The sequence below is a fragment of the Nocardia carnea NBRC 14403 genome (assembly GCF_000308515.1).
Classification (GTDB): domain Bacteria; phylum Actinomycetota; class Actinomycetes; order Mycobacteriales; family Mycobacteriaceae; genus Nocardia; species Nocardia carnea.
The window spans coordinates 33,916-47,596 of sequence record NZ_BAFV01000114.1 but is presented as its reverse complement, the minus strand read 5'-3'; the positions used below and the strand labels follow the sequence as shown (position 1 = coordinate 47,596).

Genomic DNA, 13,681 nt, shown 5'->3' with positions numbered 1-13,681 from the left:
ATACCCGAATGCCTTCGACACGGTTCAATCGGCGATATGCAAAAGAGCAGTCCTCACACAAAGCACCAGTACGGTCCTGGGGGTAGGCATCTGTCTGCTGCGAGCCCTGGCATCACGGCATGGGTTTCAACAAACTCCGGTGGCCGGTCGAGCGCAGCTTCGCCTGGTTGCACGACTCCAAACGCTTGCGGTCTGCTGCGAATGCCCACTGGTTTTCTCACGCTGACACCGGGTCTCGTTCGGTCGGGCCTGCCACTGAGCACAGCCGGGTTCGGCCGAGAACAGCCGAGTGCAGCCGAAGAGGGTGACTGCGATTGATTTTGCCTTTGGAATGGGAGTCCAACACACCAAAGGAGGCGATATGTGGAAAGAAATCGGTATGACGTTTCGGGCAGCGATGAAGGATTGGGGCACCACCGCGCGGCTGTGCGTACTGGTTGCTGTCCTGGCCATCTCTGCTGCTGCCGTCACATGGATCGCGTCCGCCCGGTGACTACCTGGAGCGGAAGTGATTTGGCAGGATACTGCTCGTGATAGACGATGAGGCGCAGCAGTCGATCGAGGATCTCGCTGCTGCACTGGCCGACCTGCGGATTCATGCTGGAAAGCCAAGCTTCGCGCGGATTCAGAGCTTGTCGAAGTTGCGGGGCTCGGATTCAGCGGTGGGAAAGGCGGCATCGCTGCCGAGTACGACTGCCTCAGATGCTGTGAGGGGCAAGCGGCTACCCTCGGCTGCGACGGTATTAGCCTTCGTCGATGCGTGTCGCAGAGCTGCCTATGAAGACGGGATCGTCATCGATTCTCAGCGGTTCGAGCCAGCGATGTGGCAGCAACGGTGGCGTATGGCGCGGGATCTCCAGGATATGCAGAACGACGCCTCCGTAACCTCATGCTCCGCCGCTACCAATAGCGGGCCAGCGGTCGGAGTAACCGATCATGGCGAACCGGCGGTGCCTGCGCCGACTGCAGTGCAACTTGGGGATAAAATTGCGCATTCTGGGACAACGTTTTCCAGGGCCGACCCGCTCATGTCTGTGTCTACGAATCGATCGAACTCGCGTAGTGATCTTTTGCAGGATGTGCTCCGCAAGCCAACGGAGATCCAAATCTCTTCGATCGAGATTCTCGAATCTAATATCTTTGCTGCCCAGGTTATTCGCTTCGATCGTCTCACCGGCATCGTCGGTCGGCATGGGACTGGCAAGACGCTCCTGCTGCGGTTACTCGATCATGCCTTCGGACTGGCACCCCACCTTCTAGCGCAGCCCAATCTAGGCACCCTCGAACATCTCGGCAACCCGATCGAGTTCGTCGCTGACGTCACTGTGCTACGCGCTGGCCAGCCAGTCACCCGCCGAGTCGAATCCGCGGCGGACGGCTCTGACCGAGAGTCGGGGAGCGCTCGCTATCGCGGGTGGGAATCCAGTCTCGGTGCCGAGTTCGCGCCACACTTGCTGAGCGTCCCACTGATGTTCGACCTCCTTGAGAACCACAACCAAGAGTTCGATCGCAGGTTTCGCGCCAATAACTATGACCAGCACGCTCAATACGACTACACGACCCGAGACCTTCACGCAGCTCGGGAGATCGTCGGCCGAGACTACGCATCGATCACAGCACACAGCTACTGGCACAGCCGCGACCCCGAAGGATCGGCCTTCAGGTTCGCAGCCATAGATGTGGACGGGAACGAGATTGGCACTTCGATGATGAGCCTCGGTGAGATATGGACCCACTATCTACTCGGCCACGAGAATCTCGTCACGGACGCCCACGAGCCGCGTCTTATTGACGAACCCGAATCCTTCCTCGCGCCACGGGGCCACGGGCTCATCGTCGACGAACTGATTCGACAGACCGTGCGCCATCGCCGTCAGCTGATTCTATCGACGCATTCTCCGCAAGTCCTGTCCCGATTCCCCGTATCGAATCTGCGGATGTGCACGCGGACATCGAACGGAATCCGGGTTGCCGAGCCGACCAGCCTGGCCCAGGTACGCGACGCTATCGGCGTCGAAGTCGCTGTTCGTGTGGTGGTGCTGGTCGAGGATGCACTCGCAGCGACGGTATTCACGCTGCTGTGCGAACAGACCGATCCATCGTTGGCCCGGGAAGTCGAGGTGGTGGCGACCGGCGGGCCGAATGAGGTCGTCGCTGGTCTGCGGGTGATGTCATCGTCCGGCAGAATCATATACGTAGGGGTTCTCGACGGCGACCTGCGATCAAACCCAACCCCGCCCTTCGCCGCGGGCCGACTCTTCTTCCTACCCGGGATGCGGTCCCCGGAGCACGAACTGCGTCATCTGGCATCGCGCGCACCCAGCAAATTGGCACAGAAGCTGGGGTGCTCGACCTGGGATATCGAAGTAGCGCTGGATTCGTTGACCCGTCTCGATCATCAGTACTGGATCGGTCGAGTTGCCGAGCAGCTGGCGCGCCCACCGGAAGTACTCACTCATGCCCTCGTCACACTGTGGATGCAGGAAGCGGAGATTTCAGAGTTCATTGAGGTCGTTTCGCATATTCGCCGTATTTCTGAAGGGGTGACCAGGTGACCTGTCGCCCTGTTCCGCCAAGGACTCATCGCTGGCATCGGGTTCCTCGCGTTGATCCGGATTGCAGCCGTGCTCCGCTGCGGCGCGGCGTCGACCGAGCGCGGAGCTCGGTGCGAGTAGAACAACCGGGCAGGTGTCGCGGATCAGCTCGACTACCGGTTGATCGTCGAGAGCGGCCCCGGGCACCTTCTGGGCTGGGAATTCCTCGGCGCGAGTATTGCACGCGGCACCGCGGGTCACCCGCCATAGCACCAAATAGGATGCGCTCTGCCCGCATCGCCACCACCGCCATCGCGATCACCGCCTGGCCGACAGGCTGGACTCGCGATAGGCGGATCGATCGAGTGCGGCGGACCGGTCATCGTTGGTCCCGAACCTGGGGCTGGTGCGAGCCCCATAGCGATCGATTGGCGTGTTCATGCCTTCCCGTCCAGCTCCGGTAGCCGGAGTTCCGCACGGTGTACCAACGTGGGGTTTTGGGTCGGTTCCCCCTCCCGACATGAACCCCCACACGATGGGCCCTGCAGGGTGAGTGACAGGGGCGGATGGGGGTTGCGGGGCGTGGGGTCGCTGATATGCCAGGTTCTGGGTGATCGCGGACTGGCCGACGACGGCTCTCGAACTGCCGTTGTCCGCGATGTGCAGTGTTGAACTGCAGATGAAAGAGGGCGACGCTCCAAGGGGCAGATTTGCCTGAGTGGGGTGTCCAATGCAGGCATGAACACTTATATAGTGGTCTGACCTGGGAATATGCAGAAAAACGGCTCATGCAATTTGGGTATAATCGCCGGTAGAGACGTTTTCGTGGTGTCCGGAGGGGGATACCCGTGCTAACCACAGCGATCGACCTGCGGACACCGTGAAACGCCGACCGCCTGGAAAAGCGGCACCGGTTCAATCGAGTCGCTGTGCGGGCCCGGTGACGATGTCCGAGTGGCGCCCGTCCCCGATGCCCGCACTGGTCGCGTGGTGCACCATCGCGGAAGCCTCGTGGGTGGGGCCTTGCTCAGATTCTCTCTATGAGAGTGGCATTGGCCATGCCGGCGCCTTCGCACATGGTTTGGAGGCCGAAGCGCCCGCCGGTCGCTTCGAGATGGTTTACCAGTGTGGTCATCAGCCGGGTTCCGGAGGCGCCGAGTGGGTGACCGAGCGCGATGGCGCCGCCGCGGGGGTTGAGTTTTGCGGGGTCGGCGTCGAATGCCGCCTGCCATGCCATCGGAACTGGTGCGAACGCCTCGTTGACTTCGTAGGCGTCGATATCGTCGATGGTGAGGCCCGACCGGGCCAGGATCTTCTCGGTGGCCGGGATCGGACCGGTCAGCATGATCTCTGGGTCGGAACCGACGATCGCGAAATGACGCAGGCGCGCTCTGGGGGCCAGATCGAGCCGTGCGGCCATCTTCTCGCTCATGATCAGCGCCGCCGAGGCGCCATCGGTCAGGGGGGAGGAGTTGCCCGGGGTGATGGCCCAGCCGATTTCGGGATAGTGGTTGCTGAACTCTTCGTCACGGAATGCGGCCGGTAGGGTGCCGAGGTTCTCCGCTGAGGTGGCGGCGCGAACCGTTTCGTCGACCGTGTGCAGCGCCCCATCGGGCAGGGTGACGGGCACGATTTCGGTGTCGAATGCCTCGTTCGCGCCGCATTCGGCGGCACGGCGGTGCGATCGCGCGGCGAATTCGTCCAGGGCAGTTCGATCGAATTTCCACCGGGCGGTGATCAGTTCGGCGCCGATTCCTTGGTGTGGCAGGCTCGGGAAGCGACTCACCAAGGGGTTGTGCGGGTGCCCGTCGCCGACAGCTGTCCCCATCGGCACCCGGCTCATGGACTCCACGCCGCACGCGATAGCGATGTCGTAAGCTCCTGCGATCACTCCCTGTGCGGCGAAGTGCACGGCCTGCTGACTCGAACCGCATTGGCGGTCCACCGTCGTACCCGGCACCGTGATCGGGAAGCCGGCGTTCAACAAGGCGGTGCGGGCGATGTTGAGGGCCTGGTCGCCGGCCTGGCCGACGCAACCGGCGATGACATCGTCGACCAGTACCGGGTCGATCCCGGTCCGGTCGACCAGGGCGGACAAGACGGTCGACAGCAGATCCGCCGGATGGACACCGGACAAAGCGCCACCCGGTTTTCCCTTTCCCGATGCGGTGCGGACGATATCCACGATCACAGCTTCGGTCATGCTGGCGTGCCTTTCATCGAAGTTCTCTACGGTTCCGCAGGAGCCGCCGATCCGCATTTGGCCCGCAGGCGGCTCCTCATGGCCTTTTCGCTGCCGGGCGTTATCGAGGTGCCATCCGGATCGCACCGTCGAGTCGGATTACTTCGCCGTTGAGCATCGGGTTCTCGACGATGTGGCGGACCAGCGCACCGAACTCGGCTGGATCTCCGAGTCGAGACGGATGCGGAACCTGTGCGCCGAGGGATTGTCTGATGTCTTCCGGCAACGTTTTCAACAGTGGGGTGTCGAATGTTCCGGGAGCTATTGTCGCAACGCGGATCTGGTGTCTCGCGAGTTCCCGGGCGATGGGCAGGGCCATGGAGACGATTCCGCCCTTGGCCGCGGCGTAGGCAGGCTGACCGATCTGCCCGTCGAAAGCCGCGACCGAGGAAGTATTGACGATGACGCCGCGCTCGCCGTCCACGGTATCTGTCGCCGCGATCCGCTCGGCCGCGAGTCTGATGACGTTGAACGTGCCGGACAGGTTGATCCTGACGATGCGCTCGAAGTCGTCGAGGGGGAGCGGCCCGTTCTTGCCGAGAACCTTTCCGGGGGGCCCGATTCCCGCACAGTTCACCACGACGCGCAGGGGCCCACGCTCGGACAGGATATCCAGTGCCCGGGTCACGTCCTCGGTGGAAGTCACATCGCCGGGCACGAATGTCACTGCCCCTGCGCGCTCTTCCTGAATTCCGGCCCCGGACGAGGAGGGCAGGTCGAGGACGCCGACATGCGCGCCTGCCCTGGCCAATGCCTCGGTGGTGGCGAGCCCGAGGCCGGACGCACCGCCGGTGACCAGCGCAACCGTGTTGTCCAGTTCCATCGTGAAAATCTCCCGTCGGTCGAGGTGACGCGCCAGCGGACAAGATGCCCGGTCGAGCGGCCCCAGGTCACAATACGGACCTAAACCGTCCAAATCAACACCAATTCGCGATTCGATCTGTCTCCTGATAGGGCAACTGTCTGCGGAATCGAGAGGAGGAGACTTGGCGTACTTCCCAATTTGGACGGGATATGTCAGTATGGTGGGGGTCACATCCGGATCGCCCTTCGATGAGGTGAAGCACTCTCGATGGGCCGTTCCGAGCGGCGGTACGAGGCCGCGCGCTATCACCGGACCCGACAACAGGAGCGCAACGTCATGGGAAAGCTCGAGGGCAAGGTCGCCTTCATCACCGGCGCGGCACGGGGCCAGGGCCGCAGCCATGCGATCCGGCTGGCGCAAGAAGGCGCGGACATCATCGCCGTGGATATCTGCGACAACATTCCGGACAGCCCGTATGAGGGCGCAACCGAATCCGATCTCGCCGAGACAGTGCAGCAGGTCGAAGCGCTGGGCCGGCGCATCCGGGCGAGCAAGACCGACGTCCGTGACTACGAGGGGCTGCAGAAGGTGGTCGACGACGGTGTCGTCCAGCTGGGCGGGCTGGACATCGTCTGCGCCAACGCCGGCATCGCCGGGATCACCAGCCGACCGCAGTCCGTCTGGGAATACGACGGCGCAACATGGCAGACGATGATCGATATCAATCTCACGGGCGTCTGGCACACGGCCAAGGCTGCGGTCCCCCACCTGATTGCCAACAAGGGTGGCTCGATCATTCTCACCAGCTCCGCGGCGGGCGTGAAGGCGTACGCGAATATCGGGCATTACGTCGCGGCCAAGCACGGGGTGATCGGGCTGATGCGCTCGCTCGCGCTGGAACTGGCCCCGCACGGCATCCGTGCGAACGCGGTCAATCCCACGCAGGTGGATACGCCCATGATCCAGAACCAGGCGATGCGCCGCCTGTTCCGGCCCGATCTCGAGCACCCGACGAGGGAAGATTTCGCACCGGCCTCCCAGACGGTGAACGCCCTGCCGATCCCCTGGGTGGACTCGGTGGATGTCAGCAACGCCGTACTCTTTCTGGCTTCCGACGAATCCCGGTACATCACGGGTGTATCGCTGCCTGTCGATGCGGGTGCCCTCATCAAGTAGATGCGAACAGGTTGCGGCGGCAGTGCGCTCGACATTCCGGCGTATCGACCTCGGCCGGTACTGCTCTCCGCCGCGCCTTTTGCGAAGACCCCGAATAGTCGGCCGTGGCCGCATCGGATGGCCGCACGTTGGAGGAATGGAACAGATGTCACTGACAGACGCACAGCTGATGGAGCTGTACGACAAGCAGGCTCTGCACGACAACCTGATGATGTATGTGCGGGGCGCGGATCGGCACGACCGCGAGCTGATGCGGTCGACGTACTGGCCGGATTCATTCGACGACCACGGTGCCTACGTCGGAGACGGCCAGGGGTGGGCGGATGCGGCGATGACCTGGCACGACAAGATCTACAGCTGCAACCATCATGTCTCGAACGTCCTGTCCGAGATCGAGGGCGACCGGGCGAAGCGGGAGAGCATGTTCGTCTGCGTGGTCCCGTTCAGAGAGCCCGAAGTGACCATGTTCCAGGCCGGCCGTTACCGCGATCTGTGTGAGAAGCGGGACGGCGTGTGGAAGATCCTGCACCGTACTTGTGTCTGGGACTGGATCGATGTCCGGCCGATCAACTCCGATTGGGATATCGTCGATGCGCCACGCGTATCGCACTGGGGCGCTTGGTATCCCAAGGACCCGATCTATCTGGACTGGGTGCAGAGCCCGCCGACCGAGTACCCGCGACAGCCGGATCGGCATTCGTAGCCGGATCGATATCGAGTACCCGGGTGAGCAGCGATCGACAGCCGCGACTGATGTCCGCTCACCCGGGTATGGGTTCACAGGAACAGTGCTCGGTTCAGTCGGACGAGATAGTCGGCACCCGGGTCCCGCGCGCCGCTACCGCTCATCCGTTCCAGGACGGCCTCGAAGGCCAGATCCCGGCGCTTCGGCGAGCGCGCCGGGTCTGCCGCGGCGAGCGCATCCGGCAGCTCCTGGCGGGAAAGGTCCGTGCAGTAGCACGGCGTGCCGGGCTGCTGCCGCCACGATTCGGCGAGAACCCCGGCGTCGAACCCGTCGAACCCGGTGTCCTCGACCAGAGCCAAGGCGATCTTTCGGTCGCGCTCGTTGTCGGCGGCAACAGGAATGGCGATCCGATCCGGGTTGCCCGCCGGTTTCCCCTTCTTCGCGAACGAATCCGAGCCGATCGCGTTCCATGCCTTGACCACTGGCCGACCCAGTTGGTCGGCGACCCACAGACTCTCTGTCCGACCGGCCTCGAGGGCATCGATACGTCCATCGCGTTGCGGATAGTAGTTCGAGGTGTCGATCACGACTGTGTTCGATGCCGACCGGCCGATGAGTGGGGCGATATCCGGCAGGCGGTTCAGGGGAACGGAGACGATCGCGATATCGACGTCGAGCACCGCGTCCGCCGCGGTCACCGCGCGCCCACCTTGTGTCAGTACGTCGGGCCCGATCGTCTCCGGGCCGCGAGAATTCGCCACCTTCACCTCGTGTCCGGCGGCGCTCAACGTGGTGACCAGGGTTTTTCCGATATGCCCGGTACCCAGAATGCCGATTTTCATCTATGGTCTTCCTTCTCTTCGGTGCCGGATTCGCCGTTCAGTCGTCGTAGCAGGCGACGAGGCGGCCCAGGACCCCACCCTGTCGGAGGAGTTCCAGTCCTTCCGGAATGCGAGCCGGTGTGATGCGGTGGATCGGCGGCTCGAGTTCGCCGCCGCCCATGAGCTCGTACAACTCGGTGAGATCCTGCTGGGTGCCGGAGAGGGAGCCGAGGATCTTCAGCTGCTTGAAGATGATCGCCTGCGTGTTCACCGTCGACTCCGGCCGGCCCAGACCGACCTGCACCAGTGTCCCGGACTCGGGCAGTGCCTCCACTGCCTGTGCGGTGGTGGTGCCGAAGCCGGCGTAGTCCACGATCAGCGGCAAATTCTTGTCCGCGAACTCGCTGATCGATTCGGCTACGCCCGCGAGTCCGATCTCGGCAGCCAGTTCCCTGGTGGCCGGGTTCGTTTCGGCGGCATACACCTCGGCGCCTTTCAGCACGGCGATCCGGGCGCCGAGGTAGCCGAGACCGCCGAGGCCGATCACTCCGACCCGCATGCCCCCCTGCGCGCCGCCCAGCGCGACCATGGCGTGGTAGGCCGTCAGGCCCGCATCCGTCGCCACCGCTCCCAGCTCGAAGGAAAGTTCGGCCGGCAGGCGGACGAGATTCGCTTCGGTGGCGCGCACTTTGGGTCCGTAGCCGCCGTCCCAGGTGCCGTAGCCGATGGCATCGCCGTCGGGGATCATCGGCGACAGCCCTACTCGGTCACCGACCTGCCATCGGTCCATCCCGGGGCCCACTTCGCTGATCACGCCGGCGTTCTCGTGCCCGAGTGTCATCGGCAACCGGGGGAACGACGCCATCCATTCCGGCTCGTGCAGGGCGCCCATATCGGAGGCGCACAACCCGGCGGCCTTGACATCGACGATGACTTCGCCTGGGCCCGCGCGTGGTGTTTCCACCTCTTCCAGGGTCAGGGGCCGGCCGGTGCCGTGAAATCGCCAAGCTTTCATGGGGTTTGCGTCCTTTCTGGGGATCGATGGACGAACGGTGAAGAGCGGCGCCGGCCGGGGTCGAGCGGCGAGCTACTCAGGAGAATGCGAACCCGGCGAAATCGTCGGCCGCGACTTTGTCGCATTCGGCAACGTATCGGTCGAGTCCGGCGACATAGGGCATGAAAACCCTGCTGCCGTCATCGCGATTGACATGCACCATATAGTTTTCGACGTTGAGCCGGAGCAGGGGGGACGCGGCCTCCGCCACGTGTGCGGTCCACTCGTCCTGGGCCTTTTCCTCGGGTTCGACCTTCGTATGGCCCCGTTCGCCCATATGCCGCAGCAGATCGGCGACGAAGTCGACATGCTGGACGTTGTCCAGGATCATATTGGCCAGTACCGAGGGACTTCCGGGTCCGGTGAGCAGGAACAGATTCGGGAACCCGCGCGTCGTCAGCCCGAGCAGAGTGCGCGGACCGCGAGCCCACCGGTCGGTCGGTCGCTCGCCGAATTCGTTGCGGATATTCGCCTCGTCGAGGGCTCCGGTGAACGCGCTGAAGCCCAGGGCGAATACGATCAGATCGAATTCGAGATCGTGATCGTGATCGCGAGTCCGTATTCCGTGTGGGGTGATCCGTTCGATGGGGTCGGCCTTGACGTCGATCAGATCCACATTGCTTTGGTTGAAGGCCTCGTAGTAGCCGGTGTCCACGCACAGGCGTCGAGAGCCGATGGGATACGAGCGCGGCGTGAGGATATCGGCGGTTACGGGGTCGCGCACGGTATCGAGCACATGCTGCCGGACGAAGTCGGCCACGAGGGTGTTCGCGTGGATATCGGTGCCCTGATCGCTGAAAACGGCATTCATCGTATGCCCACCGCGGGCCCAGCGCTCCCGCAGCAGCGCCTGCTGTTCCTCCGGTGTGAAGGATCCGGCCGGACCGGCACCGAGTGGGATATCAGAGCCGGTCGGATGGTGCAGGATCGCCTCCCGCATCTCGGCGACCCGGCCGGCGAGATCCGCGTACTTCTGCTGATCGAGCGGACCGTTCTGGGCAGGCACCGAGTAATTCGCGGTACGTTGGAACACCGTGACGTTCTCGGCGTCACGTGCCAGTGCGGGTACTACCTGGACGCCCGAGGACCCGGTGCCGATGACGGCGATACGTTTACCCGCGGTCTCGACATGGTCGGTCGGCCAGTGCGAGGTCTGGACCCAGCGACCGCGGTAGTCCTCGAGTCCGGGGAAAGCCGGTGTGCGGGCTTTGGAGAGCTGGCCCGACGCCATGATCAGATAGCGTCCGGTGACCGATTCGCCACTACTGGTGGTGACGCGGTAGCGGTGCGCCACCGGCTCCCACTGAGCGCCGGTGACCCAGGTCGAGAATCGGATATGCGGCCGGACGCCCCAGGTGTCGGCGGCGAAGTTCAGATACGCCAGGATCTCGGGCTGCGCCGGATAGCGTTCCTTCCACGTCCATCGCGGATACAGCTCCTCGTCCGGGAAGCAGTAGAAGTAGCTTTCGATATCGACGCGCGCTCCGGGATAGCGATTGTGGTACCAGACCCCGCCTACCTCGGGCGCACCCTCGAACGCGATGACCCGCAAACCCTCCTGGGTCAGTTTGTGCACCGCGTAGATACCGCCCGCGCCGGCACCGACCACAACAGCGTCATAGTCCACCGAATTCATAACCGAACCTTTCTCAGGTCGAAATGCATCATTACAAGCCTTTGTCGTGACAGACCGGACCGATCACGCCGATCGCCGGACAACCGGAAGCACGAGCCTCGACAGCCGGGTGTCGTCGTGCCACACGGTGTTGGTGGCCACCACCAGGTCCTCATGGCGAGCATCCGCGATCGGGATCGCCGCATTCGGATTGCGGTCGTACTTCGGGAAATTGCTGCTGGAGATGTCCAGCCGCAGCCGATGCCCGACGTCGAAAACACATGAGGTGGCGACCAAGTCGATGTCGATTTCGTAGATCGCCCCGGGTTCGAGGAATTCCGGTCGGGCCGTCGATGTCCGGTAGCGGCACCGCAGGATGCCATCGCAGATCAGTTCGGCCCGGCCGTCCGGGCCGACGTCCACCAGCGTCGCGGTGAAGTCGGTGTCTACCGCGCTCGACGAGATGTACAGTTTCGCCCGGACCGGGCCGGTCACCTCGAGTGACCGGTCGAGCGGCGCGCTGGTGTAACACAACACGTCGCGACGGGACTCGGTGCGCGTCTGGTCCCGGGGGCCGGCGTTGGCACCGATGAACAGCCCGGGCAGGAATGTCGCGCCGCCACAGGTCGTGACCGGGTCGGCCGGGTCGTAGACGAAGCTGTCGGAGGCCACCGCCGAGCCGGTCGAGGTGGACAGCGTCCCGTCGCCGCCGCTGGTTCGGGCATCGGTTGCGCTGCCGAGGAAGTAGTCGACGTACTCGGTGTCCGGCAGGGGCCAGTCCGGTTCGTCGCGCCAGACATCGGGTCCCATGACGAAGATCCGCACCGGGCTGGGCGAAACCGTCGAGGGTGAGCCCGCCAGGTGCTCCTTGAACCACGCCAATTGGACCCCGGTGATATCGGCCGCGTCGGCCCCGGCCTCGACCCCGAAGGATCGCTCGGGGAACACGCCGCTGGTCGCTCCGTGGGCCCACGGGCCGATGATCAACCGCTGGCGCCGGGCGTCCGGCCGGTCCGAGCGTGCGCGCAGGGCGAGATAGTTGTCGATCGTGCCGCCCAGGAACAGGTCGTGCCAACCGCCGATGTTCAGCACCGGGATATCCGGGACAGTCGCCGACAAGTGTTCCCAGTAGCCGTCGCGGTCCGGGTGGTCCAGCCACTGCGTGAGGTACGGCGCGACGGCGGTCAGCGTCGGGTGATCTCGCGCGGGCAGCGTGTGGAACACGTCGTCCATGTTGTCGAGCTTTCGCCGCAGATCGGCGAGGCGATTCTCCTCGACCGAGGGATTGCGGAGCAGCTCCCCGAGGCCGAGTGCCGAAATGACCCACTGCAAGGCGAATCCCAGGCGGAACGCACCCCCTTGGTACAGCCAGCCGGCGTAGTAGTCACGAGAGGTCACAGCCGCCGATATCGTGGCCAGGGCCGGTGGCCGCTCCGCCGCCGCCAGCCATTGCGTCGCGCCGGTGTAGGAGCTGCCGAACATGCCCACCGAGCCGGTCGACCACGCCTGGCCGGCCGCCCACGCGATGGTGTCCGCGCCGTCGGTCCGTTCGTCGGCGAACGGACGGAACGTCCCGTCACTCTGATAGCGGCCACGGGTGTCCTGGACGACCACCGCGAAACCTTCCCGTGCCGCGCGCAGCACATCCACCCAGCCACTGATCATCCCGTAGCTCTCCTTGTTGTACGGAATGCGTTCGAGCAGAGTCGGGAACGGCCCGCCGGTGGCCGGACGGTAGACATCGGTGGCGAGTTCCACGCCGTCGCGCATCGCGACCCTGAGGTTCTTCTCGACGACTAGGTCCATGGTGTCGGCCGAGTCCCTTCCCAGCTTGTTCGTTTCCTGCGGTCGGTCACCACGTCAGAACGCCGTGACGCCGCCGTCGACGGCCAAGGAAAGCGCTGAGGTCCAGGTGGATTCATCGGACAGCAGGTAGACGACGGCATGGGAGATCTCGGTCGGGTCCATCATGCTGTCCGGGTGGAAATGGGCGTAGGTGCCCAGCAGGGCTTCGTTGCCGGCGGCGATCTCACCGAAGAGGGGCGCGATATACCGCGACATCTCGGTGTCGACCGGACCGGGATGCACGGTGTTGACCCGGATCCGGTGTTTGCCGAGCTCGGCGGCGAGGGTCTTGCCCATCCCGGTGACAGCGAACTTCGAAGCGGTGTACGGGAGATTGAACGGACCCCCTTTGAGCCCGTTGCCCGACGAAACGAGAACGATCGATCCGCCGTTCCCGGCGTCGACCAGTACCGGCGCGGTCGCCTGCACGGTGTTCCACACTCCGAAGAGATTGACGTCGATGACATCGCGGAATTCTTGTTCGCTGAACTTGTCCCAGGGCTTGAAGATTTCGATTCCCGCGTTGGCCACCACACCGTCGAGCCGGCCGAGCTCGGCCACGCCGGCACTCACGACCTGCCGGAGCCGCTCGAGGTCGCGGACATCGGCCTGCTCGGCGACGATCCGCCGGCCGAGCGCCTCGACGAGACGGACCGTTTCCTGGAGATCCTCCGCTGTGGCACCGCTGTACTGGAAGACAGTGGGGATCGACGCGCAGATGTCGACCGCGATGATGTCCGCGCCCTCCTCCGCAAGGCGGACGGCATGGGCGCGGCCCTGACCGCGCGCCGCACCGGTGATGAAGACGACTTTGCCTTCCATACGTCCCGCCATTGCTGATGCTCCATTCTGAGAGAGAAACCGAGGCGGCGTCCTGCTGCCGCAACCGGAAATGAGTGCTCGC

The 13,681-nt window shown here is 64.1% G+C and carries 11 protein-coding genes; 4 read left to right on the top strand and 7 right to left on the bottom strand.

Features of this window, described 5'->3' with window-relative positions:
- Positions 1-361 precede the first annotated feature (361 nt).
- A complete protein-coding gene (locus tag ON22_RS38210; protein ID WP_255218565.1) occupies positions 362-493 on the top strand; it encodes a hypothetical protein in 132 nt (43 codons plus the stop codon).
- Positions 494-530: 37 nt separating this feature from the next.
- Positions 531-2,555, top strand: a complete 2,025-nt coding sequence (locus ON22_RS28530; RefSeq protein WP_156052484.1) for an ATP-binding protein — start codon at positions 531-533, stop codon at positions 2,553-2,555.
- A gap of 1,006 nt (positions 2,556-3,561) precedes the next feature.
- Here ON22_RS28530 and ON22_RS28525 read toward each other — a convergent pair.
- Positions 3,562-4,737, bottom strand: coding sequence for a thiolase family protein (locus ON22_RS28525; RefSeq protein WP_033247545.1), 1,176 nt, complete (start codon positions 4,735-4,737; stop codon positions 3,562-3,564).
- Positions 4,738-4,837: 100 nt separating this feature from the next.
- Positions 4,838-5,599: an SDR family NAD(P)-dependent oxidoreductase gene (locus tag ON22_RS28520; RefSeq protein WP_033247546.1), complete on the bottom strand. Its 762-nt coding sequence runs from the start codon at positions 5,597-5,599 to the stop codon at positions 4,838-4,840.
- Between the two features lie 318 nt (positions 5,600-5,917).
- Between ON22_RS28520 and ON22_RS28515 the strand changes: the two genes are divergently transcribed.
- A complete protein-coding gene (locus ON22_RS28515) occupies positions 5,918-6,757 on the top strand; it encodes a mycofactocin-coupled SDR family oxidoreductase (protein WP_033247568.1) in 840 nt (279 codons plus the stop codon).
- Between the two features lie 145 nt (positions 6,758-6,902).
- Positions 6,903-7,460, top strand: a complete 558-nt coding sequence (locus tag ON22_RS28510; RefSeq protein ID WP_157170449.1) for a nuclear transport factor 2 family protein — start codon at positions 6,903-6,905, stop codon at positions 7,458-7,460.
- A gap of 74 nt (positions 7,461-7,534) precedes the next feature.
- On the opposite strand, the gene ON22_RS28505 is transcribed toward ON22_RS28510, so the two are convergent.
- The 5 genes from ON22_RS28505 to ON22_RS28485 form a co-directional block, all read right to left on the bottom strand.
- The gene (locus tag ON22_RS28505; RefSeq protein WP_033247547.1) at positions 7,535-8,284 is read right to left on the bottom strand and encodes an NADPH-dependent F420 reductase; all 750 of its coding nucleotides are present in this window, start codon (positions 8,282-8,284) and stop codon (positions 7,535-7,537) included.
- Between the two features lie 37 nt (positions 8,285-8,321).
- Entirely contained in the window at positions 8,322-9,278 is a 957-nt protein-coding gene (locus tag ON22_RS28500; protein ID WP_033247548.1) for a zinc-binding dehydrogenase, read from the bottom strand.
- Positions 9,279-9,354: 76 nt separating this feature from the next.
- Positions 9,355-10,953: a flavin-containing monooxygenase gene (locus tag ON22_RS28495; protein WP_033247549.1), complete on the bottom strand. Its 1,599-nt coding sequence runs from the start codon at positions 10,951-10,953 to the stop codon at positions 9,355-9,357.
- Positions 10,954-11,016: 63 nt separating this feature from the next.
- A complete protein-coding gene (locus tag ON22_RS28490) occupies positions 11,017-12,738 on the bottom strand; it encodes a CocE/NonD family hydrolase (RefSeq protein WP_033247550.1) in 1,722 nt (573 codons plus the stop codon).
- 54 nt (positions 12,739-12,792) lie between these two features.
- On the bottom strand, positions 12,793-13,611 hold the full coding sequence (locus ON22_RS28485; RefSeq protein ID WP_033247551.1) for a mycofactocin-coupled SDR family oxidoreductase: 819 nt from the start codon (positions 13,609-13,611) through the stop codon (positions 12,793-12,795).
- Positions 13,612-13,681: the final 70 nt, after the last annotated feature.

Bases quoted from the DNA above. Each gene is read 5' to 3' on its own strand.
- ON22_RS38210 (WP_255218565.1), top strand. From the start codon at position 362: ATGTGGAAAGAAATCGGTATGACGTTTCGGGCAGCGATGAAGGATTGG.
- ON22_RS28525 (WP_033247545.1), bottom strand. From the start codon at position 4,737: ATGACCGAAGCTGTGATCGTGGATATCGTCCGCACCGCATCGGGAAAG.
- ON22_RS28520 (WP_033247546.1), bottom strand. From the start codon at position 5,599: ATGGAACTGGACAACACGGTTGCGCTGGTCACCGGCGGTGCGTCCGGC.
- ON22_RS28515 (WP_033247568.1), top strand. From the start codon at position 5,918: ATGGGAAAGCTCGAGGGCAAGGTCGCCTTCATCACCGGCGCGGCACGG.
- ON22_RS28510 (WP_157170449.1), top strand. From the start codon at position 6,903: ATGTCACTGACAGACGCACAGCTGATGGAGCTGTACGACAAGCAGGCT.
- ON22_RS28505 (WP_033247547.1), bottom strand. From the start codon at position 8,284: ATGAAAATCGGCATTCTGGGTACCGGGCATATCGGAAAAACCCTGGTC.
- ON22_RS28500 (WP_033247548.1), bottom strand. From the start codon at position 9,278: ATGAAAGCTTGGCGATTTCACGGCACCGGCCGGCCCCTGACCCTGGAA.
- ON22_RS28495 (WP_033247549.1), bottom strand. From the start codon at position 10,953: ATGAATTCGGTGGACTATGACGCTGTTGTGGTCGGTGCCGGCGCGGGC.
- ON22_RS28490 (WP_033247550.1), bottom strand. From the start codon at position 12,738: ATGGACCTAGTCGTCGAGAAGAACCTCAGGGTCGCGATGCGCGACGGC.
- ON22_RS28485 (WP_033247551.1), bottom strand. From the start codon at position 13,611: ATGGCGGGACGTATGGAAGGCAAAGTCGTCTTCATCACCGGTGCGGCG.